The organism is Vibrio sp. E150_011, assembly GCF_053544015.1.
The window spans coordinates 1-25,181 of record NZ_JBHFOL010000017.1; the positions used below are offsets into that span (position 1 = coordinate 1).

Sequence of the window (25,181 nt, forward strand, 5' to 3'; positions counted from 1 at the left end):
CAAAATAGGAACCATCCATGCTGACTAAAAAAGGTTACTGGTCAGTATAGTAGAGTGAGTCGTTGTTGCTCTCAGACTCAACAAAGCGGAGAAGAGCCCCAAAACTAATGGTTTTGCTTCTCGACTTTGCTAGTTGATAACGAGCGAATTTTGGAATTAGTTTTGCTTTCTTGGTTTGCGCACTTTCTAACTGTGTATTTACACAGTATTTCCGGTTTCGTTTGCGTCATTTGTCAAAGCAATCAATAAAAGCTTTGGATCGACGATTGATTGATTCCGTGTAAAAAACTAAGGTAGACAATGGGTTAATATCAAATCATAAATCGACGAGTGAACGTGATGAAGATCATGTTTTTTGTGATAGGACGCGCGCTCATTGAATGGGATAGGCCGCACGTGCGGCCTACTTAGCGTTAGCTGTACAGGAATCCGATAAATGGAGTTTATTCAGGCCAAGCTGGATGAAGGTGAAAGCTTAGCCGAGATCAGAGCGATTTCGATGAAGCCCAGTCTACTTGAACTTGGTCGGTTCGATGAAAACCGCGTGCGCAATAGATTTCTCGACAATTTTGAGCCTAGTAATACCTATAAAATCTCTCTAGAGGGCGCTGTGCTAGGGTTTTACGCCGTTTCCTACAATGATGACTGCATTTACATCAATCACCTCTATATACTTCCAAAGCATCAAGGTCTGAGGTTTGGTGCCGAGGTGATCAATCATATAAAATCAATTGCTCAAGGCCTAAGCAAGCCTATTAGCTTGGGCGCACTGCGTGGTAGCAGGTCAAATGATTTCTATACAAAGCAGGGCTTCGTTAAAACGCAGGAAGATGAATTTGATATTTATTATCAATTCAATGGCGTCAGCTAACAAGGCCATCAAAAATCGCGCGTATCACGCGCTGGACTCGCAACAAGTTGCTCGCCTTTTATGGCGGCGTTAGTTTTCATGGAGGAAATATTGTGGAAATCTGGAAATTATTGTTCTTTATACCAGCGTGCTTTGCGCTCAATATGACTCCTGGTCCAAACAACCTATTGTCTATGAATAATGCTCGTTGTTACGACTTTAAGTCTGCTTTCATTGCTGGTTTGGGTCGAATAGCTGCATTCTCTGTAATGATTGCTTTGGCAGCTTCAGGCTTAGCTGTCGTTCTCTACGCATCTGAGACTCTATTTCTAGTCATTAAAGTTGTGGGGGCGGCGTACTTGTTGTGGATTGCCTTGAATCTTTGGCGTTCGGTGTCAAGCCCAGTCGCTGAATTAGAAAGCACTCATAACCGGCTAGGTTTAGCTAAGCAAGAGTTTTTGTTAGCTGCTGGTAATCCAAAGGCAATCTTAATATTTACAGCCTTTCTCCCACAGTTCGTTGATGTTTCGGCTCGTGTAAATGAACAGTTCTTCGTTTTAGGCGCTACGTTCCTAATACTAGAAATAGGTGCAATATCAATTTATTCCATATTCGGAATATATTTAAGGCAGTGGTTCACGAAGCCGAAAATGGCAAAGCGCTTCAATAGAGGCTGTGCAACTTTTTTAGCTATGTCTGGAGCAAGCTTGTTACTAAGCCGCCAGCAATGAAACTAACAAGCAATTTAAGCAAACTGTCAACGCTTGGCATTTTTAGCTCGGTTTAGCTTCAGTGATTTAGGTGGTAAGTTTGAGAGTACTGGTAGCGTTGTCAGCTACTTAATTGGGCGTTAACTCCGATCCAGCCGTACTCAATCTAATCCGAGCCGCCTGTTTTTGATCTAACAACGTAACTCGATGGTGAAGAAATTGGTTACCCCGGTACTAAGATAACGTTTGGTTACATGTGGTCTAATACATCAACACTAGAAGAGTTCGTTCAAGGCTTTGATGATGATACGGAATGGGTTTTAGAAGATGATCTGAATATATCACGCAACTGGAATACCAGAATTTATTTTGCAGATTATGGTGAGCATGACCAGAGTTTTCTATGTCATATCCAATATGAAAGAGCTGAAGTGGAAGGTGAATTACCAAGGGTCTTAATTGCTACTGAAGACTGTTAGTAAGCTGCTCATACTGACCTCTACCATCAATACTGGAGACCAAGCTAGGAGACTTTTCCATACCTGGACTTTTCAGCCTTTGCTCGACACCTTACGGGATGACAAGAAAAGTTGTGGCTTTGAGCTCCCAGTCTATGGGTTGGTTTGCATCTGATTGAGGCGCAATATAGCCACCAAAGTCGAACTGAACTCCCCAGCCTCCGCCTAAATCGAACATTTTTCCGGTTTGAAGTCCCAGTGGTAAACGCAATCCGTCTTCACCACCTGTCTTCCAATCGTAGGTGATTTCACCTTGATAACTCAACATAACACCTGGCATTGAATCGATATTGAAAAAGACTAGAGGTTGAAAAGTAGTTGTACTGTACTGACCTTCAAAATCCACAAATGACTTAAAAATGTGGCAAAAGACCAAGCCCCGGCTGCACCTGTTGCTACCGAAGTCACCCCTCCTCCCCAACCTGCTCCTGCGGCTAATTGGTCGTTGGTTCTCGTTTTTAACGATACTTGAGGGCCAAGGCCCCATTTCCAATCACTGTCAGTTTTTGGTGAAATAAATGCTGAACTTACAATGTCGCCTAACTCAAAAGAATAGTTAGTATTGCCGTCAGTAACTTCTGGGACGTAGAGTGCTGGGATAAGTTGTCTTGTTACGAGATTGTAGTTCTCTGTATCGATGGTATAAAGCGGTTGAATGATAGCGGAGTAACTGGTGTCTTTGTTTTCACCGACGTTAAATTTGGCATTGAAGTCGACTTGAAGTGCGGCGAGATCAGCAAGTGGATCTTGGATTTTTTTGGCCATTTCAGCCGCATTGTCTGCTAAAGCAAAACTACTCAGAAGGCAATTAACGAATAACATACTTAAAAGGGTTGGCAAGCGGTGAGCTGAGGTCACGATTTTTATCTGGCTATAAATCATGTTTAATATCATTCCTTTGATTAACTCAGTAGATTTGTATTTCGTTGGCCTAGTTTCTAAAAATGTGGGTATTTAATCAAAAATGCCGCTGCTAGCTAATTAATGTAAAGGAACACGAGCCCTTTTACCAAGAGGTTAAAAGAGCCCGTGTTGTGTTAAGAAATATGACTATTTCACGTTACTAAAGTCTTCGACTTGCGTAACAATTGGAAGTTTGTATTCATCGTTAAAGAAGCCGGGACCTGCGCCAAAACCACGAAAGTAGGGGAACCAACCACGATTTGGAAGGCTACGCACATGATTTGCTTCCCAACCTTTTGGCGGAGCATCTGGGCCAACCAGCATAGTAATGGAGCCGTCTGCATTTTTACGCAGTCCAGGGGTTCGACTACCAACGGTTGCTTTACCACCTTCGGTCACTTTGCGGTTATCCAAAATGGTTCGGGTATCTGCATCGTAAACGACGATTGACCAGAAAAGTTCAGCTGGTGGGTTAGGAGCAATATCAACAATATAATTATTGCTACCCTTCATGCGGTTCCCGTCATCATCTTTAAATTTGACAATATAGGCTTGCGCTTTACCCGTATAAGGAATGGTCATTGCAGGTGAGGTCACACAGGCCTCATAAGCATAACGTGCTCGAGGATCGAAGGTTTCGTAATGCCCCACACTTTGATCGTATTTAATCCCTTCTCCCCAAGGGCCACCCAATACCATGCGCCAATCATTTTGGCGTAAAACACCTTCTATGCGTTCATCATAAACGAAGGCTTTTGCCATAAGCTCGCCCATCTTAGCGCCATCGATTAACGCCTCTTTCTGCTTCTCGGTTGGGTTAAATGGTTTGCCTTTTTCGATGCCTAAAGTTTTAAGCCAGTACATAAAGTGGCGATCAACTTCACGAACGGTTTCTTTGTTTATTGCGAGGTGAAGTAGTTTCCAATAATCGAGCCCTCTGGGTTGAAAGTTGGGAACAAATTTATCTTCGCCTGAGACAATTTTATTTTGAGCTTCGCTACCAGCATTATAAAACATCAATTGTTTACTGAGTGCTGTAACTTCGTCGGGCTCTCCAATCAGGCGTGCTAAAACAAATGCTTGGTCGGTATCAACATTAACTACGCGTTGGTCGTCAGTAGGGAATGGGATGGTATCTTTAGGTGTATTTGGCCCTACAATAACAAAGGTTCCACCTTCACCATTATTTGGCCCAAAAATTCCTAAATCACTCGGCCCTTGGTACCACATATCGGCAATCATACCTACAGCTATACCTTTGGGGACAGTTAGAACAGACGCTTCATGGCGGGTATTGGTAAAGCCCCAAAAATACTCAACGGTTTCATTCGGAGTTAAAATTCCGCGGCGTTCGTTATAGGTACTGGCGTGGACTATCGTATTGTAATCATAGTCTTTTAACTGTTTGGCATAGCCTTCGTGCCAACGCTGCATAGCAACGAGAGGTAAACCCCACAAATAAAGCTGAGAAGCACGTTGATGGTCGATAATATCATAGATACGATCGCCTTCCCCTTCGGCTGGAAAGCTATGATCTAATTCGAAATCACCGAAAAAAGTATTCACGGTTCCTGTTGTTGCCATAAGTTTTGCAAAATCTTCTTCACTTTGCAAAACACCATCGTCGTCAACAGCAAACGCACTAGCGCTTAATATTGAAGTTAGTGCGATTGCACCAACAAAAGAAGTAAATTTTTCCATTCAAACTATCTCCGTTTGTATTGCATATTATGAACAGGCACTTTTAAGCCCGTCTAAAAACACTGTTTGCCCTAAAACGCCGCTGTTTACTTAGGGAATAAAAATTGGATGGTCCAGGCTAAGTTCCATTTTGGAGCACCAACGGGTTGTACAACGTTGTAATAGGCTTCAATACGCGAGTTAATCGGCTGCTCTCCAATTTTGAAAACTCGTCCGACACCACCACCAAGAGGTACAGTCCAAGTATTCGAACTATCCGCTTCCCAATTTGCGGTCAGGATCATGTCTGAGATTAAGAACCAACCATCATCTAAGTTATAGTTCAAAAAGGGTTCTAATAAGGTCTGGTTTACATCTGCTCGATTATTATCCCCAGAAAAAGACCAAAGATGGCGACCCAGCAAGCCCATAGAACCCCATTTAGGTTGCGTAAGTATGACCGCTGTTGGGCCTGCGCTCCATTGACCGCCGCCAAGTTGTTCATCAGAGGCAGTTGGCATACCTAGAGATAGGCCTGCGCCCCAGATGAGACTTCCCACTTCATTTGGAGACAAAAAGGCCGAATAGTTTATATCGCCTAAGCCACTTGCGCCTTTGCTATCTCCAATACCAGGGCTTGGATTGTTTGAATTTGGGTAAGGGCCATCAACTCCGCCGATCGGTACAATCAAACGATTAACAATAGTCCACTCACCAATATCAACCGGAATAACAGGTTGAATATTCACGTAGTAACCATCGCCATTTTGAGCACCAGAATCAAAATTGAACTTGAAAGGCAAGCTGATCAATGAGCTGATAGGGTTTTGTACCGCAGATCGAAGATCCCCACCGTCATCGGCAGTCGCTGAAAATGACAGTAACGAGCTAAAGGCTAAGCCAATAGCTATACCAGACGTAGCAGAGAGTAGTGACTTTTTTTGCATAATAACGTCCTTTTTTATGCTATAAATTCAGATAGATGGGGTGAAAACGCAACTATCTGGTTACAAATAGTGAAATGCTTAATCCAAGTAGAACTATAGCATGACTTGTTTTAATTTAGATTAGCTTTTTTTGAAATTTACATTAGGCTTCGTTATTTACCGTTTGTACGGAACATCAAGCTAAGCATCAACTTTTGTTGCGTTTAAGCAAAGCCGAAATGCTGCTAGGGCTAAGAGCGAAAGTTGTTATATTTTGATTTTACAAGAACTAAGGTTTAGGGGAACGAGGCAATGGGAATTAACAAAAGCAAGCAGCAGCAACGCTCCTTAGCTCAACTTGACCTTAATTTACTTAAAGTATTTAAAGTTCTTATTGAAGAGAAAAAGACAATCACAGCAGCCAAACGACTCAATATGACTCAGCCCGCAGTTAGCCGAGCCTTATCCCGTTTAAGGGATTTTTTTGATGACGAGTTATTTGTTCGAACTCGCCATGGTTTAAGAGCAACCGAGAAAGGCGAATTGTTGGGGGAGAGATTACCTGCAATTATGAACGACTTATCGACCCTTTTTAATGAGTTTGATGAATTTAACCCCACCGAATATAAAGCCCATTTCAAAATTGCAATTAACAGCTTTCTAAATATTTCCTTCCCTGCAAGACTCTATTTAGAGCTTTTAACGCTTGCGCCAAATATCACCTTAAGTATTGAAACCTGGGGTCCTTCAACACTAGAAAAACTTGTAAATAATGAAATTGATTTAGGTATCAATTACAACCTAAATGACTTTCCAAAAGAACTAACCAGAAAACAGGTTGCCTTTGATGTTTTCCAAATTTTGGTTCGTCAAGGTCACCCCCTAGAAGGGAAAGTCGTCGAAATGACTGATTTTGAGAGATACCCAATGGTCACTGCGATTGTACCAAGCTGGAACGAAGAACTATCCCACATCACCAAGCTGGCGAATCAGAATCAAGTAAATGTTGCCTCTCCGTTTAGAACCGAGTCGATAAGCTCCTTACTCGATGTCACAGAAAAAACCAATGCACTATTCCCAACTTCCTTTTTCATTGATCAAAAACGCACCCAAAACCTGAACAAGGTTGCGCTTTCAGACAACATATTGTCGAAGATATCGGGATCTACCAAAGAAATTGACGTTTATACCCACTACCTTAATCGGAATAGTTCGGTGTTTAAGTGGCTAACATCAACCATAGAAGATTTACTGAAGCACGATAGTTGGTAGAGAAACCTCATCTATAAAATCTAGCCCACTTTTATTTATAACGTTTTTGGCATAACTCGTATACATTTTAAGTCGTAGTAAAACAACCCCGCTCCACCCTATAATTTACTCCAGATAGACATAAAGTTTAGAAATAAAGATAACTTTACCTCTTCAATTATAGAGACGGAGTAAGCAATGACAGTTAAAAAATTGGCCAAAACTTTTGCACTGAGCTGCGCGATAGCGAGCATTTTAGGCGGATCAATTGCAAGCGCGTCAGCGCAAGAACAAGTTCAACGATCGTTCCCTCAAGAGTTTGTTGAACACAAAAAGTATTTCGAACCCAAAGTTTATAAAATTGGTGATAACAAGGTTTGGTCAATCAATAATACCGATAACTGGGCTGCGAACACGATCCTAATTGAAGGTGAAACGGGCCTTATTGTATACGATACAGGTATATCTCGCGAAAACGGAAAGGCCTTCCTAAAAGAAATTCGCAAGATTTCAGATAAACCTATCCACACTATATTTTATTCACACCATCACCCAGACCATTATAACGGTACTGATGCGATGGTTAGCCTTGAAGATGTAAAATCGGGCAAAGTAAAAATCTATGCCTGGGATAATTTTGAGCACGGTAAAGACCACGAGTTTGGAGCAACCGGACCAAGCCAAGCAACACGTTTAAGTTACTATATTGGTGCCTTACTGCCCAAAGAAGATGACCACCATCACGGCTGTTGTGGCCCTAAATATGGCGGTCAATCGGGTTACATTCCACCGACGCACACTTTCTCAACCGATACTGATGTTGAAATTGATGGTGTAAAAATGCGCGCATTTTTAACCGGTGGAGAAGCGGCTTCTGAGTTTGGACTTTATCTACCCGAGAGCAAAATAGCGGTTGTTGCGGATGAAATGTTCCCATCTATCCCTAATCTATACACATTGCGCGGTGCTAAATTCCGTGATGCCAATGGTTATGTTCGTGCGATGGATGCGGTTCTAAATCTAGATGTAGACCACTTGCTGGGTACACACTTAGTGCCGATTGAAGGTGAAAAAGAAATCACCAAAACCGTTACTTTATACCGTGATATGGTGCAGTGGATCCATGATCAGTCGCTGCGTTACATCAACAAAGGCTATACTCAGAACGAACTCAAAGAGCAATTTCAAGCTTTGCCGGATTGGTTTGAAAACAAACCTTACTCGCAGGAACTTTACGGAACCCTGGCACACATTGCACCACAAATGTATACCGGTTATGTCGGTTACTTCCAAGGTGACCCAATTGAATACAAGCCCACAGCGCCAGTTGAATTGGCCCAACGGCACATCGATTTAATGGGCGGCCGCGATAAAGTATTAGCAGAAGCGCAAAAATCGTTTAACGACAATGACCCGCAGTTTGCAGCAGAGCTACTAACCTACTTGATCCGAGTTGACCATCAAGATATGGACGCTCGCAAGCTTAAAGCAGAGTCTTTTCGTAAACTAGGGTATGCAGAAGTCAATACAACATGGCGCTCTTGGTTCTTAACCTCAGCTAAAGAGCTTGATGGTTCACTTGATATTGCAGACGTTGCAAAAGCGACAGAATGGTTGATAAAAATCGATCCACGCAATGTAGCGGTGCAAGATTTCTTTAAAAATTATCGCTACAGCGTGAACTCTGAAAAAGCAGAAAACCGTCATATTACCTTAACGTATAAGATTACTGATGAGCAAAACCAAGACGTGACTCTTGAATTACGAAATGGTGTTCTCATTGATTATAATGGCGCCAGCACCAATGCTGACTTGACCGTTGAGCTTAGTCGCAATGCGTTCAACGAAATTGCAGCTGATGAAGTGGACTTCGAAACATCATTCAAAGCTGGAAAGGTGAAGATCTCCAAGGGTGATATCGATACCTATAACGAGTTTTGGGGTTATTTCGACGAGAAAGTATCAGCAAATCGCGTTGTTATTCGCTAAACACTCTTAAACAACTACAATTGAAACTATCTCTGCCTAGACTTAAGCGTATTTGTTTAAGCCTAGGTTTTCATATATTAAATTTTTATGAGGAAGCAATATGTTAAAAAATAAATTATCTAAGCTACTAGGTGTTGCTCTACTTGGTGCTTCGCTATCGGCTTAAGCTGAGCAAGCACTGCCAAAACTCGAAATTTATGCTCCCTATGAAAAACCTGCTGATATGAATATCACAGAAGAGTCGCTACACCGTAAAGCAACAGAAGTTGCTATTTGGGCTCAGCCTTTAATGAATTTTGAAGCGATGTACGATGCATTAAATAAAGCGGTTGGCTTAGAATACAATGGTGATATCGCTTACCATTCGACAATGCAAGATTGGAAACGTGCATTACCAACACCGAATGATACAACACCGTATGTATTTTTCTTTTGGGATTTAGCAGACGGGCCAGTTGTTGTAGATATTCCTCCTACGGCAGATAACGGTTTGGCGTTATACGGTACATTAATGGATTCTTGGCATCGCCCCATTGAAGAATACGGTGTACGTGGTGCTGATGGCGGGCGAGGTGGTAAATACTTAATGGTACCTCCGGGGTATACCGGTTATATTCCTCATGAGGGTTATCAAGTGTTTTATCAAAAATCCAATAAAGGTTTTACGTTGATGCGCCCATTAGTGAGCGATCTTAGCGAAAAATCGATCCAACAAGCAACTGACTTAGTTAAACAGGTACATGTTTACCCATATAGTCAAACAGAAAAACCAACACCTTCTCGTCACCTTGATGTTGCAGGGAAAGATGTAAATGGTATTGTTCAGTTTGATGCTGATCTTTATAAGAAAATGCATACGATTTTAGCAGATGAATTCTTAGAAGATATAGACCTTGCAATGATGGGCATGCTTGAAGCGATGGGCATCACTAAGGGACAAGAATACAAAACAACCCCTCGTTGTGACGAAATATTAACACATGCTGCAAAATCAGCACATGAGTACATGGTGACTACTTATCATTACCCTGGCATGATTCCGCCATTTTACGAAGGTAAACAATGGGGTTCTTTGTTACCGCCAACATTTGGTTCACACCACTTTGATTTTGAGTATGCAAGTCACCTAGATTACGATCGTCGTGGCAGCTTATACTATGCCATTTTCAGCAGTATCAAGCACTACGGACCCGGTAGTTTCTACCTTGATGTTGCTCAGGACAAAAATGGAAATTGGTTCGATGGTAGAAAAACTAATAAGATGACAGTGCCAGCGGATGTACCCGCTAAGCGTTTCTGGGCATTAACAGCGTACAACTTAAAAACGGCTGCTTTCATTCGTGATATGCCTAAAGCGGGTGTAAGCTCTATCGAAAAAGGTATGAAAGTTAATGATGATGGTACTGTGGACCTATACATGGGACCAAAAGCACCAAAAGGTATGGAAAATAACTGGGTACCTACCAAAGCTGGTGAGCAGTTCTACATATTGTTTAGATTCTACGGTGCCGAAAACACTGTATTTACTAAAGAATGGCAATTAAACGATGTTGAGATAGTCGACTAATAGCTTCTAATTTAATGTTTAATTAATCTAAGATTGGTTTAAGCCATCACCATCAGCCTTGATTTTTCGGTATTTGGGATGTTTTGTGATGGCTTTTCAAGGAAGGGAAAATCAATCATTCGCTTCTTAAAAGCCGGTCCATATGTGAAATCATTCCATTAATAGCTGAATTTATTCGTAGAATTCATGCTGCTGTTTTAGTTGTGGGGAACCTCTTTTTCCAAGTTTGGTCATTGAGGATTTTAGAAACATAACCCTTGAGTCGTCCACTCTTGCTTCTCTTAAAGAGTATTGAACAAACACTTACTCACTAAGCCGAACCTCATCGTGCGATTGAACCGTCCTATATATGCATTTTGTTGCGGTAGGCCCATTTAGTAATACCAACCACAATAATTGATTGATCACTTTTGTTTGACTAAAACACAAATCTTGTCGCCATAACTCTTGTCATTAGACCATTAATAACTGCGACCCCTTCCTAAAGCTAAGTGTTTTAGCACAGTAAGTAAAAGACCAAAAATATAATGGGATTGGTAACGTGATTTTTCATGCTGAACCTCCTGTGTTAACTAAACGAGAAAATTCTACTTTTGCATGGGGTTAATTGTAGGGGGGATTACCTACAACTCAAGCACCAAGTTTAACTAGTTGGGGAATGCGAAGAACAAAAATTGACGTTAATGGATCTTCATTTTTACTTCAAAGTGATACCCCTATAATACTTGATCAGCGTGAACTTTGGCTGCCAACATTTGAAGCACAATTGAGGTATTTGTTTGACGTATTTAATCAAGATGCCAATCTCGATTGGACAATGACTCTCTATGGACGAGAAATGAGCCAAGGTAATGTTAGTGGAGCAGCTGGATTTGAATCGATCACAGTAAACGTACCATTATTAGACGGTACGGTAAGTAATAAAACTTACCCGTATATGCTGAAAATTCTGGCTCATGAAACAATTCATGGATTAGATACGCGTATCAACCACTTGTGGATCAGTGAAGGCTTGGCGGAGTATTACGCGCAGAAGTCGTTTAACCAGATGCAAGTAAAGCAACTTTCTAAGACTGAACCATTTGACGCAGTTGCTCAATGGCAACAGCTTTCAACTCACTTACCTTTTGCTAAAACCGGATTAATGGCGGCAAATGAAGCTTTTGTTAACAAAAATGAGCAGCATAATATGGTGCTTTTTTATACTAAACCCGTGGCGTTTTGGTTGTCGGTCGATTTAGCATTGCAACAAAAAGGTCATCAACTTGATGAATTTGTTCTGCTGTCAATAAGTGGTGAGCATTTTGCACTTACCAAGGAATTCACTAACACTGTTTCTACAATTATTGGCGAAAAGAATTGGCAAGCTATAGCAAATGAATACTTATAAACAATAGTGCCTAGAATCTCTAGACACTTAACTTTCTTTAGGCAAGGTTGATTTGACATACCATATATAGGCATAGCGACATGTTTTGCGATACCATAAGCTAATCCGTATTTCGCTAATTTAGCAAAATCCCTGAAACACTTTTGTCCAGAGACGTGCCATCCCGATCCAGAATGGCATCTATAACGTAGCATCTATGATGTAGATCCTGCCCCTAAGCGCGCTTGCGACATGTAAGAAACCTATCCCTGTTGGCTCATCTCTTACCACACTGCTTATTATGACTACCGTGGCTTTTAACTGATAAGTAAAGTGGTTAATAGTACATATTTTCGGCGCAGTGGCTTTGCAATCGTAGTCCTGCGCCGTTTTTGTGTATACACATTTTGGGCGCAGCTGGCGTAAATTAGTATCTCTGCGCCGTTTTTATGTAAATCTATAACTCAAAGATACCCAACAGTTAGACGATGTCAGCACTACGACAACCAGTTCGTGGTGAAGCGCTATGTGCAAACAGCACAGCTATCAAACACGAGATCCCCTCCTTTCTGGTAGGGGCTGCCTGCGAAGCGAGCAGTTTAGCCAAATATAGCTAAACAATATTGAATAAGAGCTTTGTCTACTAAAAGCAGTTCACTCAACCACCACAAGATAGTAGTTTGAATAAGATATTGATTATATTAGAAAATTATCTTAACACCTCAGAAACTCAGAAACTCAGAATTTACTTCGAGATACTCGCGTTGCCAATAACAGAACAAAGTCGGTAGCTTTTGTGAATCTGCGATTTCACATTTTGAGCATTAATGAATAATATAGTTTCATTCAGCCGCACCACACTGTTTGTGTGTGTACAAAAAAGCGTCGTAGACTCATTTCAGCCCTGAACTGTGCTGACTGGGTAGGTCACCGAAGCGCCAGATATGCCCATTTTCGTGTTCACAGCATCCCCAAAAATTACAGTCATCCCCTGAAAAAGGGGAACTCATTCAGCGCGTCCTGCAGCCGAGTTACGTGACTTAGTCGCCAATTTTCAGTCACCTACACGCGGTAGGAGATCCTCACTTTCGTGAAGATGACGGCTATAGGGGGCATGTTAGAAATGAAGGGATGTAGAGCATTTCTGTCCAGAGACGTTTCTCAAATTGTCATAAGTAGCAATCTACCAAACCTGCTAGTGATACATCGTCATTTGGTTTCTAGTTTGAGAGCCTCTGACATACCCGATAGCGCTCGCTATTGCGGTTGTAGCTTTTACTGTGACGAAGGTACTATGCTTTTATCTATATCAGTTTGAAAAGCTCCCAATAGCTTCTTTATCTCTCCGAGCGCTGCGGTAGGTGTTAACTCCTTCCTTGCTATCTGTTCTTCTAACAACTCAATCTGACACCTTGCCAAGTCAACACTCGACCTTAGAGATACTGCATTATAAACCTCTGTGTAGCCGTGAGTGTCTGCAAATGCGAGGTCAATATAAGTATCTAAAGAACTGAGGTTTGTATGACCTGTCCACTGCTGAAGCTGCATTTTAAACGTTTGTGAGTGAAGTAGTCGTCCTTATCATTCACTTCTTTAGTGGCAAGGATAAGCTCTTTAAGCTTATCTGTTATGAATGCATGCCTCCACAAATGTGGGTGCAACTCACCCTCGATACCAAGCTCTTTTTTCCATGAGTTTATGTACGTTGTCCATGAGTCAGCGGATAGTCGTGAACCTGTTTTTAAGCCAATAAACAGGTAGTCATGCTAGTCCTCGTCCCTTGTTGTTTCTCTGTCGATTGCAGGTAGTGGCTTATTTAACTCGGCTCCACTTATCCTCAAGCGAAAAGCGTTGTATTGCCACACAGCGAACTGCTCAAGCAACGCCCTGGCTTCACGCTTAAGTCGCTCATTTTCGTCAGTTAATCTGATGATGGTCTTAGTGGCCTTCTCCAATGATTGGGGTCTTGGGCCGTTCTTCGGTTGCCATTTCCCGGATCCTAGGCCCCGGCCTTTCATATCTGCAAATGCATCTTTTACTCTGGGAAAAGAACTCAGGGTTTGACGGGTAACGACCTCCCGGTTGAGGGCTATTTGCGCCTGCTCGCAAAGTAAACTCCAACTCAACTTGCCCTCCCAACCATCGAGTAGGCCAACGACGATATCAATCTCTTTATCGGTGTAGTGCTGGGCCATATTAATCTCCAAACAAGTTCATTAGGTCTGACAACATCTCTTCCTCATGCTTGTTGGCGGGACGATTAAGTCTGGCCTGAGTCGCGTTCTTCAGAGGACTGTATTCTTGGGGGTTATAAAGCCTAACCACGGCGCCATCATCGATAGTGGGGTTGTTCACGATACCCAACAACTCACGCAGTCTGGCTTCAGACACGACCAAGTGTTCGTAGTGGCGATCCGCTCCAAACGCACCGTCGGAAATGGCTTTCTCGGCCTGTGCCAATTGCTTTTTCGTTTCCTTATACACCTCTGCCATTCGCACCTTGCGCTTGTCTCCTTTAATGCAAACGTGATCAGTACAATTGATACAATCACGAAACTTCTGGCACGGCTGCATCGTCCAGTCCAGCACGCAAAAGCCTAGCTCGGTTATGTGCGCGGTGGGGATCACCAGGGAGTTGAACTCTTGTATCGTCATTGGCAACTTCATGGCTATCTCTTTGTCAGGGCCAAACAACGACAATCGTCCATCACCTACCGACTTGAGCATCCCGACAAACTCCCACTCATCCATGTGGTCATAGTCGTTATTTTGGTGAATGTTCGCCCGGCCAGACCAACGTGCAGTATCGTACTGACTCAGTCCTCCGCGCTGCGCCATGGTATTTAACAAGTGGCGCATCTGGTGACTGGTAAGCTTAATATTCTGCCCAGCAGCACCAATCGAACCATGCCTAGTAAAGATGCAGTGGTCATTCCCTGCATCGGAAACAATGTCATGGTTGAACTGTTGGCGTGAAACAGGCGCCCCCAGACGCATAGGTTGAGTTGCTGCATTGGCTTTAAACTGATAGAAGAAGAAACAGAACAAAGCTTGCGAGTAGTTAATCCCCCATACATCATTGTGTACGGGAAAGCCTCTAGGCATCTGTTTCTCGTTAATAAACTGGCGAAGCGAACGCAATGTGGCAGGCTTAGAGCAATCCACGCCTTTCTGAACCATAAGGTTCCTACAGTATGTTTCCGGATTGCGGCGGTAATTTGCATTGTCATCACTCCAAACCGCGCCGAGGGCTTTGGCCGCCTGCTCCCAAGTTAACTCGGCATCCTGTTCAACCTGCGGACAACCGTCAAACCTGTAAAAATCGGTGTCATTGCTCTCGTAGAATGCTGCCAACTCTCGGGCTTTTTTGCCCAGTGTCTTGAGCCGCGATACCGCTTTTTTGGCGACCTCAACCATCGTGGCAGGTATCCACTTAATTTCATCATTCCCGCCTTTCAAGGCACGGAAGCGCCAGCCATATTGCATAACACCATCGGCATCGGGTTCCTCGACTTCACAATCAACAGGCAAATTGAGGATTTCATTAATTCGCGAGGGGGCGCACATTAGCATTGCCATTATCGAGGAAGTCAGGATGTCCCGTGGGTAAGTCAAATCCTTGGAGAAGATCTCGCCCATAGCGTCCAGCGCATCTGTATTCGGCATTTTTTTGTCGGCAGTCTCCCGGGCTTTTTTGCCTGTACGAACCTTGGACGACCCTTTTTTCAAACTGGTTTTCCAGTCCAGCGGTGAAGGGGTGAGCTTATATTGGGTTAAAAACACAGCCAACCTTTGTAGCTCATATCCTGCATGTGCAGCCGTATCTTTGCTCAACAGCTCCACGCATTTTTGCTGGGCGTCATCAAACGTCGTATGAGTGACATCCTTAAGATCAGCAACGCCATTACTCTCTACTAATGCAGCCTCAAGTGCCCTAACACCCTGCATTTTCTTGTTTGTTGTAGGATTCTGTGCTTGGTCGTAACGCAGATAGGCCTTAGCAAAGTCGAGATAGGGAGAAGACAGAGGCGTGCGGGGCTGGCGTCTGCCTGCCGTTCGCTCTCCAAGCTTACCGAACTTAACACCAGCGGCCTCCCAGTAGTTAGAATCCCAGTCCAAGTCATCACCAAATACTGTTAGTTCGTTTTTGGCCAAATCAATGAAAGCTTTCAGTGCCTGGCTGGCATCCCATTCATCACGCGGTATAAAACTGACGACTTTAGTCATTATCGGCCTCCTCCATACTCTGCTTCTTCTCTTCACAAAGCTGGATGACCCGCGTTACCGCGAGAATGGTTCTATCGTTAGCGGAGGCGATGGTCTCATCACCGGTATCCAGAAGCACCTTTTCCCTGTCTTTCAACAAGCTATCTAGTACTTCTTGATGGGGGGCATACAACCAGGGGTTGAAGCGCTGGCAGGTATAGCAGGCAATGGGAGCATAAGCACCGCAGTAACCAAACTTTCCGCAATTGCCCACTGGTGTAGAACTGGTGCGAACCACACTACCTGGATCATCGCCTCGCGGGGCTTCGGACGCATCTTTGACAATATTGCCAGTGAATGCCTGAGCATAGGGAGCAAGCTGTGCGGCGATTTTCTTGTCGATCTTGGCAGCCGTCTCCGGACCGTTTTCGGTATAGATGTGCGCATGTGAAGCATCGCTGTGATCCAGGATTTCGGCAATGGCCAAAACACCATACCCCTCTCTGGCAGCGGATGTTCCCTTAGTCCTGCGCAACCTCAGTGGCGTGACCTTGAGGCGGGACTTGGTACGTTCAGAGTACGCTTGTACCTTGCTGTTCGCAGCATTCGAAAACCGCCTGCTAACCTCAGTACTAGGTAGGTGGTAATACTCCGTAGACAGTAAATCTGTAACAATCACGGCGGACTCTTTTGCTGTGTAATCCCACCGAGGGAAAAGAGGGACTAATTTTTCAGCGTCGAAGCCAATCCCGCCACCTGTCGCTTTCAGGAAATCCGCAGTCGTGCTGTGAATATGCTGCTCAATCAGACATCCCAACTCATGGGTGATGGCGAACCACCTGAACTTGCCACGCCACGCTATACCACGCTGCTTGCGACGAGGGATACTGAGAAAATACTGATGGCTTTTGCCATCGTTACTGGAGACCTTTTGAAAATCACACGCTTTAAGATCTGAAATCTGAGCCGGCCGGCGTCCTGTTGCTACAATTAGTCGGATCAATAGGTACTCAGTCAGAGAAATGGTGCTGGCAGCATAGGCATCAACAGCACCGTCATACAGACTCTGCAACTCGAATTGGGTTAACGGCCCAGAGATTGGACAGCGGTTTGCCACAGCCTCGCCCTGTCTGTTGCCTTTTATTCTCCATTCATCCATTAAATCCAGAACATCCTGGGGGATTCCAGGGTGACCCAATTCGTCCCAGTGCCTGAGCAGAGTTCTAAAACGGCCGACTTGATACCGCCGCTCTTCATTAAAGCTGGATCTATAATTTAGAATCTGGCTTGATGTTATTTTTGAAGAAACCTTACTAAAACGACAAAAGTTCCTAAACTGATAATTTGCAGCTTTTGTATGAGCATCAGACTTATTCTCAGCATACCAACGTAAGGTTTTGAGATAGCCTTCTTTCAGGGGTTGCGTTAATCGTTTGTATACCCACTCAACACTTATACTCGTATTTCTGGATAGCACCCATCTGTAGCCATCGGCATCAAACTCATAACCAGCATTTGAAACTGCACGACGGGGATTGCTGAGAATCGTCTTATCGGTCATCGTTCTTTATTCCTTTATTCCTTTATTCCTTTTTTCCAGTTTTTCCTGCATCAATAGGGATGCTTCGTGAGCTTGCTTCCTGGTATGCCGTCTGGTGTATTCCTTCGCTGTGTTAGAGGTTGGCTTCCAGCCATAGTGGTAAGAACGCATTTTCTGCTCTTTTTCGGCAGGGACTTCTTTCTCGTCCATCGTCTCGGAGAAGCGGTCGTTACTGTCATGCCGCAGAACGTGCATCGTGAAATCGCTATTCAGGATCGGAGATGCCGCCCTGATCTGTCTGACCATTTTCTCTACCGCGACCATCGACAGTGGCTCACCGTAGTACGGGCCATGCTTGTGAGTCACAAACAAGAAATCATGCAGTGTTGCGGGTCCAATCTTCGACCTCACCTGGGTGATGTAGTCATAGATCTTCTCCAGAAACACCGATTTGAGCGGTAACCGTCGGTCATGGGTTTTGGTTTTTGCCTTTCTTTGACGCGAGTCATTAGGATCGTCAGGGCGTCGCGCCACCAATATCGTTTTGGTCGCCCCATCAATATCGCTAATTTTGACGCTAAGGATTTCGCCATCACGCATGCCCAGGTAATAACCGAACCAGATGAGCAGCTCGTTACGCATCTCCAGCCCTGTTTGTGCTTCCTTATTAACCCGGCGTTTTTGCCTGAATGGGTTTCGGGGGTGGCCAACCTCGATGATTTCAAGTAGCTCAACACGCTGCTCCTCAGTTAACCCCTGACGTTTTCTCTCCTGGTTGCGTCCTTTGGCGGGCTTTTGCATTTTCTTGAGAGATTTCACCATGCGATCAATCTGCTTCAGATCGCTTGCTGACACCCGCTCCCCACTTTCTTCCTGCACATGTTTTGCAAACCACCCTATGTAGTTACCCACATAGGTCAATCGCTGAGCCAGTGTTTCGGTCGAAACAGATTTGACTTTGGCTATCCTGCCGCGCCGGACATCCTCGCTTCTTCTATTTATCGGGACAACGTTGTCGTCAGCCTCTTCGACCTCTTTGTTTCGAGGTCGCTTTGTGGCCAGAAAGTTAGATAGGGAGTGGCGCTCGGCCTCGTTCAGCCATTCTTTTTTCAGGAAACGTTGCTTGAGATCGACAGGATGCCGCTGCGCATCCGCCCACATCAGCAGTAACCGGATGGCTTGAAGGTTTTGGTTAATTGTGGAGGCAGACTTAGCGACATTGCGCACTTGGGTAGTGGCAAACAGGGTGGGATACCAGGTGGGTTTACCTGACGCCCGATTAATCAGGAATGGGTATTCTTCCCCATCCAGAAACACATTCGTTTTGACCTGAAGATCTAGCTCGCTCATACCGTGATTCCCACTTTATAAACTTTACATTTATAAGGGTAGTAAATAAGCTCTATGAGTCAAAAAAAACTTTACACTTCTCAGCATGAAAAACAAAAAAAGCCCATGTAAATTATGGGCTTGTGTTTGAGAATTTACAAAATAATGTTTGGTGTTCGCTAGAGACGGATTGGCATCACCACATACATGGCGCTTTCATCTTCACTGTTCTCAATCAAAGCACTCGCATTCGCGTTCGACATCGAAATACGAATCTGATTACAACGAAGACTATTTAGGACATCTAATACATAAGAGACATTGAAACCAATCTCAAGCGCATCGCCTTGAAACTCAACATCCAACACCTCTTCCGCTTCTTCTTGCTCAGGGTTATTGGCGGTAATTCGCATTTCACCGCCTTCAAGATTGACACGAACCCCTCTAAACTTTTCGTTCGACAAAATAGCCGCACGCGAGAAGGCTTGGCGCAACTCGCTACAATCAGCCTCGAGTGTCTTATCGGTATTTTGTGGTAAAACACGACGATAATCAGGGAATCGACCATCGACAAGTTTCGATGTGAACACAAAGTTGTTCACTTCAGCTCTAATATTTGAACTGCCAATTTGCAATGTCACGGGTTGTTCAGGAGCATCAAGTAGCTTAGATAATTCTTGAACGCCTTTACGAGGAACAATAATCTGTTGATTTTCAAAACTGCCCTCTAAACCCACGGTCGCTACGGCCATACGGTGACCGTCAGTCGCGACAGAACGCAATGTCGTATCGTCGAGTTCAAACAGCATACCGTTAAGATAATAGCGCACATCTTGGTTTGCCATTGAGAACTGTGTTTTCTCAATCAAAGATTTAAGCTCAGCCTGAGTAACGGTTACCGCCACTTCTTGCTGCCAGTCTTCGATATTAGGAAAATCGCTCGCAGGCAATGTCGTCAATGAAAAACGGCTGCGTCCTGAACGTAATTGAACGCGATCACCTTCTAATACAATCGTAATCATTGCATCATCAGGAAGACCACGACAGATATCAAGGAACTTTCGAGAAGGAACCGTGACGCTACCTGCTTCAAAATCACTTTCTAACGTTACTTTGCTTATCAGCTCGACTTCGAGGTCGGTGGCGGTAATAGAAAGCACGCCATCTGCGACTTTTAGCAGTAAGTTACCTAAAATAGGCAAAGTGGGTCTACCACCCAATGCACCGGAGACTTGCTGCAAGGGCTTGAGGAGGTGGTTACGCTCGATAGTAAATTTCATAGATAACTCTTCGTAAAGATGGCAATCCATGCCACTTATATTCGAAATACAATAGTTTGATGCTAATTATAGTGATTCTGACACTATTAGGAAGAAAGTGTACGAATTAAGTTAGAGTAATCTTCCTTAATATCGTGGCTTTCTTCTCGAAGCTGGGCAATTTTACGACAGGCATGAAGGACCGTCGTGTGGTCACGGCCACCAAACGCATCACCGATTTCTGGCAAGCTATGGTTCGTGAGCTCTTTAGCCAAGGCCATCGCAAGTTGACGCGGGCGTGCAACCGAACGAGAGCGACGCTTAGACAGTAAGTCCGCTACCTTAATTTTGTAATACTCAGCCACTGTTTTTTGAATGTTATCGATCGTGACCAACTTCTCTTGAAGTGCCAGTAGATCACGCAAAGCTTCACGAACAAAATCGATGGTGATTGGACGACCAGTAAAGTTGGCATTGGCGATAACTCGATTCAGCGCCCCTTCAAGCTCACGAACATTGGAGCGAAGACGCTTAGCAATAAAGAACGCCACTTCATCCGCAAGGTGAATTTGATGGTCTTCTGCCTTCTTCATTAAGATCGCAACACGAGTCTCAAGTTCCGGTGGCTCAATTGCTACCGTCAAACCCCAACCAAACCGAGACTTAAGTCGATCTTCTACCCCATTAATCTCTTTAGGATAACGATCTGATGTCAGGATGATCTGCTGGTTACCTTCGAGCAGTGCATTAAAGGTATGGAAGAACTCTTCTTGCGAGCGCTCTTTGTTGGCAAAAAATTGAATATCATCAATGAGCAAGGCATCAACGCTGCGGTAATAGCGCTTAAACTCTTCAATGGCGTTATTTTGTAACGCTTTCACCATATCTTGAACAAAACGTTCCGAATGCATATAAATCACTTTTGCATCCGGCTTGTTGTCTATGATTGCGTTACCAACGGCGTGCAGTAAGTGCGTTTTACCAAGGCCCGTGCCACCATAAAGGAACAGTGGATTATACGCAGCACCTGGATTATCCGCGACTTGACGAGCGGCAGCCAAACCAAGTTGGTTCGACTTACCCTCAACAAAATTATTGAACTTATGTTTGATGTTCACATTCGAGCGATGGTTGATATCAGCAACTTCAACCTCGTTGTCCCATACTTTGTGAACCGGTCTTCTTGCCTGCATTCGCGCTGGAGCAGAAGACTCAGCAGCCACATCGGCGGCGGTTTTGACTGGCTTGGGTGGTGGTGGCGCAGATACTCGGCGACTTCCAACCTCCAAACGCAATGTCGGCACGTCATTACCACAATATTCCTGCAGTAAGCGATTAATGCTATTGAGATATCGGTCTTTGACCCAATCGAGTACAAAACGATTTGGGGCAAATAGAGTTAAAGTGTTGTCATTAAGCTCAGCTTGCAGTGGTCTAACCCACATGCTGAATTCGGTAGCTGGTAGCTCTTCTTGTAGTTGTTGCATGCATTGCAACCAAAGCGAAGATGACACGTTGCGCTCACTCTATTTATTTGAATTGGAAAAGACTGCTAATTTTACCTGTTGATAACCAAGATCGCCAGTAATTGATCGAGCTTCCAGTGAATAAGATCGAAGTTATTCACACTTTTTCGGCTTCTTTTCCGCGGATCCACACAATTTGCCCTTATTTTACTCACACAGTCATGCACAAAGTGAGGATCTACCCACAATTTCTCACTATGATCTAAGTTGTGTATAGATCAGTGATCAATCTGTCATCAGCTTAATAATCAAAAACCAGACAATGGCGAAGGCTTCACCGTTCAACCACGAGTTTGTTATGGTTAATAACAACTAGTTATTTAACTTATCGACAGCTTTACCAGTAACATCTCACTCTATAAATATAAGGAGTAGTAAAATGAAAAACTGGATTAAAGGCGCATTGACCGCCTTAGCGCTTTCTGCAACAGTATCTCAAGCAGCTTATGCTGCAACCCAAGAAGTTAAAGTCGGTATGTCTGGTCGCTACTTCCCTTTTACTTTTGTTAAACAAGATAAACTGCAAGGTTTTGAAGTCGATTTATGGGACGAGATTGCGCGACGTAACGATTATAATGTCGAATACGTAACCGCCAGTTTTTCCGGCCTCTTTGGGTTATTAGATACCGGCCGCATCGATACCATTTCAAACCAAATAACCATTACCGATGAGCGAAAAGCCAAATTCCTATTTGCAGACCCGTATGTCGTTGATGGTGCTCAGATTACGGTTCGCAAAGGTAATGATAGCATTCAAGGTATTGACGATTTAGCAGGCAAAACGGTTGCCGTTAACCTAGGCTCAAACTTTGAACAGTTGCTTCGTAGCTACGATAAAGATGAAAAAATCAACATCAAAACCTACGACACTGGAATCGAACATGATGTTGCTCTCGGTCGCGCTGACGCATTTGTCATGGACCGCCTATCTGCACTCGAGTTAATTAAAAAAACAGGTCTCCCTCTACAATTAGCAGGCGAACCGTTTGAAACCATCGAAAACGCTTGGCCTTTCGTCAATAACGAAAAAGGATTAGTGCTTCAACAAGATGTGAACACAGCATTGGCGGCAATGCGCGCTGATGGCACATTAGCTTCAATCTCTGAAAAGTGGTTTGGTGCCGATATCACTAAAAAGTAAGTGATCACTATTAATGCGCCCACTACTCTTATCAGTAGTGGGCGTTTATTTTTTTAAGTTTTGGATACGTTATGGGATTTGATTTTCAATACATGCTAGACCTATTGCCGATACTATTTAAGTACCTCGGTACCACGATGGAAATGGCAATATGGGGCTTGTTTTTTTCACTGATTCTGTCAGTCATACTGGCCAATATCCGTGTATTTAAAATCCCGGTGCTCGATCAACTTAGTCAGTTATACATCAGCTTTTTTCGCGGCACACCACTCTTAGTACAACTATTCCTACTCTATTATGGGCTCCCTCAGGTGTTCCCATGGATGGTGGGTCTCAATGCGTTTAGCGCCGCCGTTATTGGTCTCACATTACATTTTGCCGCTTATATGGCCGAGAGTATTCGCGCTGCCATTATTGGTATTGATCGCAGTCAGATGGAAGCAAGCTTGTCGGTCGGTATGACGAAAAGCCAAGCGATGCGTCGTATCATCTTGCCACAAGCGACTCGAGTCGCGCTGCCGTCGTTGATGAACTACTTCATCGATATGATCAAATCCACATCGCTCGCTTTCACGTTAGGGGTAGCAGAGATCATGGCAAAAGCACAAATGGAGGCCTCATCAAGTTTTCGATTTTTCGAAGCCTTCTTAGCTGTCGCGCTCATCTATTGGGGCGTAGTGTTAGTACTCACTCGTGTTCAAGTATGGGCGGAGAAAAGACTTAATAAGGCATATCAACGATGATTAAACTCAACAATATACATAAAAGCTTTGGTGATACAGAGGTATTGAAAGGCATCGATATCGACATCAAACAAGGTGAGATTATTGTGGTCATCGGTTCCAGCGGCACAGGCAAGTCAACGCTATTACGCTGCGTTAACTTTCTTGAAGAAGCTGACCAAGGCATTATTACCATCGATGACGTGACGGTTAATTGTCAAAATCATACCAAAGCCGAAGTGCTCGCACTTAGACGCAAAACAGGCTTTGTTTTCCAAAACTACGCTTTGTTTGCACACATGACAGCTAGGCAGAATATTGCTGAAGGCCTAATTACAGTCAAAGGTTGGAAAAAAGACAAGGCACTGCAACGCGCCCAACAAATATTGGATGATATTGGTCTGGGTGATAAGGGTGAGCAATACCCCGCCTCCCTCTCTGGTGGCCAACAACAGCGAGTGGGTATTGGTCGAGCGATGGCATTGCAGCCAGAATTATTGCTGTTCGATGAGCCAACCTCGGCGCTGGATCCAGAATGGGTTAACGAAGTATTAAGTTTAATGAAAAAACTCGCCACTCAACATCAAACCATGTTAGTGGTCACTCACGAAATGCAATTTGCCCGCGAAGTCGCTGATAAAGTGATCTTTATGGCCGATGGTCACATCATAGAACAAGGCCCCCCAGAGCAAATTTTTAACGATCCACAGGATATACAGTTAAAAAAATTCTTAAATCAGGTCGGGATCGAATAAGGATCCTTGCGCTCTGGCTCACAAAACGTATAATCCGCCGACCGGAATTGAAATTGAACTGATTATTGACTCTTTGAGTCACAGTGATTACAATTCCGCCTCTTTGTTGAGAGGCGTCGGATTTCCTCTTTATTTATAGAGAAGGGTATTTCTCCCACGCCGGGTTCAACGAGAACCTAAAACTACTGATCAGTAAAGGTAATAACCATGTCTAAACGCACTTTTCAACCTTCAGTTCTAAAGCGCAAGCGTACCCACGGTTTCCGTGCACGCATGGCGACTAAGAACGGTCGTAAAACAATTAATGCACGTCGTGCAAAAGGCCGTGCGCGTCTATCAAAATAATTGACTATTTTGACTAAGAAGCACGCCTTTATTCGGGAGTTACGTTTGTTAACTCCCGAGCATTATCAAAACGTATTTAAGCAAGCTCATCGAGCCGGCTCCCCTCATTTCACCATCATTGCTCGTAAAAACTCTCTTTCACACCCTCGTCTCGGTCTTGCGGTTCCTAAAAAGCAGATAAAAACAGCTGTCGCTAGAAACCACTTTAAACGACTTGCTCGTGAAAGCTTTCGTAACAAACAACATGAGCTTCCAAATAAAGATTTTGTTGTAATTGCTAAGAAGAGTGCTCAAACTCTAAGCAATGATGAAATGTTCCAACTTCTCGATAAACTATGGCATCGCCTGTCTCGCCCTTCACGTGGTTAGCTATCGGACTTGTCTATCTTTATAGATGGACCATTAGTCCCCTAATCGGACCTCGCTGTCGGTTTACTCCAACGTGTTCCCGTTACGCCATAGAAGCTCTACAAGCTCACGGTTTTGTAAAAGGGTGTTGGTTATCTGGCAAACGTCTATTAAGATGTCATCCTTTGAATGAAGGGGGATACGACCCCATTCCACCAGCCCAAAAACAAGACAGAGATAAATAACG

23 protein-coding genes and 1 pseudogene are annotated in these 25,181 nt (G+C 43.9%); 13 read left to right on the forward strand and 11 right to left on the reverse strand.

The window, feature by feature from the left end; genetic code table 11:
- The first annotated feature begins 436 nt into the window (after positions 1-436).
- From ACE1OE_RS19900 to ACE1OE_RS19910, 3 genes are all read left to right on the forward strand, one after another.
- Positions 437-871 carry a GNAT family N-acetyltransferase gene (locus ACE1OE_RS19900; protein ID WP_449212082.1) on the forward strand — a complete coding sequence of 145 codons (435 nt, stop codon included), beginning with the start codon at positions 437-439 and terminating at the stop codon, positions 869-871.
- Between the two features lie 92 nt (positions 872-963).
- A complete protein-coding gene (locus ACE1OE_RS19905) occupies positions 964-1,581 on the forward strand; it encodes a LysE family translocator (protein ID WP_449212083.1) in 618 nt (205 codons plus the stop codon).
- A gap of 233 nt (positions 1,582-1,814) precedes the next feature.
- A complete protein-coding gene (locus ACE1OE_RS19910; RefSeq protein WP_449212084.1) occupies positions 1,815-2,039 on the forward strand; it encodes a hypothetical protein in 225 nt (74 codons plus the stop codon).
- Positions 2,040-2,130: 91 nt separating this feature from the next.
- Here ACE1OE_RS19910 and ACE1OE_RS19915 read toward each other — a convergent pair whose 3' ends face one another.
- The 4 genes from ACE1OE_RS19915 to ACE1OE_RS19930 all read right to left on the reverse strand — a co-directional run bounded on the left by ACE1OE_RS19915 (position 2,131) and on the right by ACE1OE_RS19930 (position 5,608).
- Positions 2,131-2,346, reverse strand: coding sequence for a hypothetical protein (locus ACE1OE_RS19915; protein ID WP_449212085.1), 216 nt, complete (start codon positions 2,344-2,346; stop codon positions 2,131-2,133).
- A 32-nt stretch (positions 2,347-2,378) separates the two neighbouring features.
- Positions 2,379-2,843, reverse strand: coding sequence for a hypothetical protein (locus tag ACE1OE_RS19920; protein ID WP_449212086.1), 465 nt, complete (start codon positions 2,841-2,843; stop codon positions 2,379-2,381).
- A 285-nt stretch (positions 2,844-3,128) separates the two neighbouring features.
- A complete protein-coding gene (locus tag ACE1OE_RS19925; protein WP_449212087.1) occupies positions 3,129-4,682 on the reverse strand; it encodes a DUF1214 domain-containing protein in 1,554 nt (517 codons plus the stop codon).
- An 86-nt stretch (positions 4,683-4,768) separates the two neighbouring features.
- Positions 4,769-5,608, reverse strand: a complete 840-nt coding sequence (locus tag ACE1OE_RS19930; protein WP_449212088.1) for a hypothetical protein — start codon at positions 5,606-5,608, stop codon at positions 4,769-4,771.
- Between the two features lie 291 nt (positions 5,609-5,899).
- Between ACE1OE_RS19930 and ACE1OE_RS19935 the strand changes: the two genes are divergently transcribed.
- The 4 genes from ACE1OE_RS19935 (at position 5,900) to ACE1OE_RS19950 (ending at position 11,784) form a co-directional block, all read left to right on the forward strand.
- Entirely contained in the window at positions 5,900-6,859 is a 960-nt protein-coding gene (locus tag ACE1OE_RS19935; protein ID WP_449212089.1) for a LysR family transcriptional regulator, read from the forward strand.
- A gap of 177 nt (positions 6,860-7,036) precedes the next feature.
- On the forward strand, positions 7,037-8,827 hold the full coding sequence (locus ACE1OE_RS19940) for an alkyl sulfatase dimerization domain-containing protein (RefSeq protein ID WP_449212090.1): 1,791 nt from the start codon (positions 7,037-7,039) through the stop codon (positions 8,825-8,827).
- A gap of 223 nt (positions 8,828-9,050) precedes the next feature.
- Positions 9,051-10,394, forward strand: coding sequence for a DUF1214 domain-containing protein (locus ACE1OE_RS19945; protein ID WP_449212091.1), 1,344 nt, complete (start codon positions 9,051-9,053; stop codon positions 10,392-10,394).
- A 658-nt stretch (positions 10,395-11,052) separates the two neighbouring features.
- Positions 11,053-11,784, forward strand: coding sequence for a hypothetical protein (locus tag ACE1OE_RS19950; protein WP_449212092.1), 732 nt, complete (start codon positions 11,053-11,055; stop codon positions 11,782-11,784).
- A 1,254-nt stretch (positions 11,785-13,038) separates the two neighbouring features.
- Here the strand turns inward: ACE1OE_RS19950 and ACE1OE_RS19955 are convergent.
- The 7 genes and pseudogenes from ACE1OE_RS19955 to dnaA all read right to left on the reverse strand — a co-directional run.
- A pseudogene (locus ACE1OE_RS19955) lies at positions 13,039-13,529 on the reverse strand (site-specific integrase); the annotation flags it as partial.
- Positions 13,530-13,958, reverse strand: a complete 429-nt coding sequence (locus tag ACE1OE_RS19960; RefSeq protein ID WP_449212093.1) for a hypothetical protein — start codon at positions 13,956-13,958, stop codon at positions 13,530-13,532.
- 1 nt (position 13,959) lies between these two features.
- Positions 13,960-15,990 (reverse strand): integrase, encoded by a 2,031-nt coding sequence (locus ACE1OE_RS19965; RefSeq protein WP_449212094.1) that lies wholly within the window; start codon positions 15,988-15,990, stop codon positions 13,960-13,962.
- Positions 15,983-17,530 carry a site-specific integrase gene (locus ACE1OE_RS19970; protein WP_449212095.1) on the reverse strand — a complete coding sequence of 516 codons (1,548 nt, stop codon included), beginning with the start codon at positions 17,528-17,530 and terminating at the stop codon, positions 15,983-15,985. The genes ACE1OE_RS19965 and ACE1OE_RS19970 overlap by 8 nt, the downstream gene beginning before the upstream one ends.
- A gap of 6 nt (positions 17,531-17,536) precedes the next feature.
- Positions 17,537-18,859, reverse strand: coding sequence for a tyrosine-type recombinase/integrase (locus ACE1OE_RS19975; protein ID WP_449212096.1), 1,323 nt, complete (start codon positions 18,857-18,859; stop codon positions 17,537-17,539).
- 158 nt (positions 18,860-19,017) lie between these two features.
- Positions 19,018-20,118 carry a DNA polymerase III subunit beta gene (gene dnaN, locus ACE1OE_RS19980; protein ID WP_102470004.1) on the reverse strand — a complete coding sequence of 367 codons (1,101 nt, stop codon included), beginning with the start codon at positions 20,116-20,118 and terminating at the stop codon, positions 19,018-19,020.
- Between the two features lie 86 nt (positions 20,119-20,204).
- Complete coding sequence (dnaA, locus tag ACE1OE_RS19985; protein ID WP_102470005.1) at positions 20,205-21,611, reverse strand: chromosomal replication initiator protein DnaA; 1,407 nt, start codon at positions 21,609-21,611, stop codon at positions 20,205-20,207.
- Positions 21,612-22,002: 391 nt separating this feature from the next.
- Between dnaA and ACE1OE_RS19990 the strand changes: the two genes are divergently transcribed.
- The 6 genes from ACE1OE_RS19990 (at position 22,003) to yidD (ending at position 25,179) form a co-directional block, all read left to right on the forward strand.
- Positions 22,003-22,764 carry an amino acid ABC transporter substrate-binding protein gene (locus tag ACE1OE_RS19990; protein ID WP_449212097.1) on the forward strand — a complete coding sequence of 254 codons (762 nt, stop codon included), beginning with the start codon at positions 22,003-22,005 and terminating at the stop codon, positions 22,762-22,764.
- Between the two features lie 71 nt (positions 22,765-22,835).
- A complete protein-coding gene (locus tag ACE1OE_RS19995; RefSeq protein ID WP_102470007.1) occupies positions 22,836-23,507 on the forward strand; it encodes an amino acid ABC transporter permease in 672 nt (223 codons plus the stop codon).
- Positions 23,504-24,241 (forward strand): amino acid ABC transporter ATP-binding protein, encoded by a 738-nt coding sequence (locus ACE1OE_RS20000; RefSeq protein ID WP_449212098.1) that lies wholly within the window; start codon positions 23,504-23,506, stop codon positions 24,239-24,241. Before ACE1OE_RS19995 ends, ACE1OE_RS20000 begins: the two co-directional genes overlap by 4 nt.
- Before the next feature lie 207 nt (positions 24,242-24,448).
- Entirely contained in the window at positions 24,449-24,586 is a 138-nt protein-coding gene (rpmH, locus tag ACE1OE_RS20005) for a 50S ribosomal protein L34 (protein ID WP_102470009.1), read from the forward strand.
- 45 nt (positions 24,587-24,631) lie between these two features.
- Positions 24,632-24,955 carry a ribonuclease P protein component gene (gene rnpA / locus ACE1OE_RS20010; protein WP_241903179.1) on the forward strand — a complete coding sequence of 108 codons (324 nt, stop codon included), beginning with the start codon at positions 24,632-24,634 and terminating at the stop codon, positions 24,953-24,955.
- A complete protein-coding gene (gene yidD, locus ACE1OE_RS20015; protein WP_102470010.1) occupies positions 24,922-25,179 on the forward strand; it encodes a membrane protein insertion efficiency factor YidD in 258 nt (85 codons plus the stop codon). Before rnpA ends, yidD begins: the two co-directional genes overlap by 34 nt.
- Positions 25,180-25,181: the final 2 nt, after the last annotated feature.

What these genes read in the sequence shown, in the direction of transcription:
- ACE1OE_RS19900 (WP_449212082.1), top strand. Translation starts at nt 437, where the DNA reads ATGGAGTTTATTCAGGCCAAGCTGGATGAAGGTGAAAGCTTAGCCGAG.
- ACE1OE_RS19910 (WP_449212084.1), top strand. Translation starts at nt 1,815, where the DNA reads ATGTGGTCTAATACATCAACACTAGAAGAGTTCGTTCAAGGCTTTGAT.
- ACE1OE_RS19915 (WP_449212085.1), bottom strand. Translation starts at nt 2,346, where the DNA reads ATGTTGAGTTATCAAGGTGAAATCACCTACGATTGGAAGACAGGTGGT.
- ACE1OE_RS19920 (WP_449212086.1), bottom strand. Translation starts at nt 2,843, where the DNA reads ATGGCCAAAAAAATCCAAGATCCACTTGCTGATCTCGCCGCACTTCAA.
- ACE1OE_RS19925 (WP_449212087.1), bottom strand. Translation starts at nt 4,682, where the DNA reads ATGGAAAAATTTACTTCTTTTGTTGGTGCAATCGCACTAACTTCAATA.
- ACE1OE_RS19930 (WP_449212088.1), bottom strand. Translation starts at nt 5,608, where the DNA reads ATGCAAAAAAAGTCACTACTCTCTGCTACGTCTGGTATAGCTATTGGC.
- ACE1OE_RS19935 (WP_449212089.1), top strand. Translation starts at nt 5,900, where the DNA reads ATGGGAATTAACAAAAGCAAGCAGCAGCAACGCTCCTTAGCTCAACTT.
- ACE1OE_RS19940 (WP_449212090.1), top strand. Translation starts at nt 7,037, where the DNA reads ATGACAGTTAAAAAATTGGCCAAAACTTTTGCACTGAGCTGCGCGATA.
- ACE1OE_RS19945 (WP_449212091.1), top strand. Translation starts at nt 9,051, where the DNA reads ATGAATATCACAGAAGAGTCGCTACACCGTAAAGCAACAGAAGTTGCT.
- ACE1OE_RS19950 (WP_449212092.1), top strand. Translation starts at nt 11,053, where the DNA reads ATGCGAAGAACAAAAATTGACGTTAATGGATCTTCATTTTTACTTCAA.
- ACE1OE_RS19960 (WP_449212093.1), bottom strand. Translation starts at nt 13,958, where the DNA reads ATGGCCCAGCACTACACCGATAAAGAGATTGATATCGTCGTTGGCCTA.
- ACE1OE_RS19965 (WP_449212094.1), bottom strand. Translation starts at nt 15,990, where the DNA reads ATGACTAAAGTCGTCAGTTTTATACCGCGTGATGAATGGGATGCCAGC.
- ACE1OE_RS19970 (WP_449212095.1), bottom strand. Translation starts at nt 17,530, where the DNA reads ATGACCGATAAGACGATTCTCAGCAATCCCCGTCGTGCAGTTTCAAAT.
- ACE1OE_RS19975 (WP_449212096.1), bottom strand. Translation starts at nt 18,859, where the DNA reads ATGAGCGAGCTAGATCTTCAGGTCAAAACGAATGTGTTTCTGGATGGG.
- dnaN (WP_102470004.1), bottom strand. Translation starts at nt 20,118, where the DNA reads ATGAAATTTACTATCGAGCGTAACCACCTCCTCAAGCCCTTGCAGCAA.
- ACE1OE_RS19990 (WP_449212097.1), top strand. Translation starts at nt 22,003, where the DNA reads ATGAAAAACTGGATTAAAGGCGCATTGACCGCCTTAGCGCTTTCTGCA.
- ACE1OE_RS19995 (WP_102470007.1), top strand. Translation starts at nt 22,836, where the DNA reads ATGGGATTTGATTTTCAATACATGCTAGACCTATTGCCGATACTATTT.
- ACE1OE_RS20000 (WP_449212098.1), top strand. Translation starts at nt 23,504, where the DNA reads ATGATTAAACTCAACAATATACATAAAAGCTTTGGTGATACAGAGGTA.
- rpmH (WP_102470009.1), top strand. Translation starts at nt 24,449, where the DNA reads ATGTCTAAACGCACTTTTCAACCTTCAGTTCTAAAGCGCAAGCGTACC.
- yidD (WP_102470010.1), top strand. Translation starts at nt 24,922, where the DNA reads ATGGCATCGCCTGTCTCGCCCTTCACGTGGTTAGCTATCGGACTTGTC.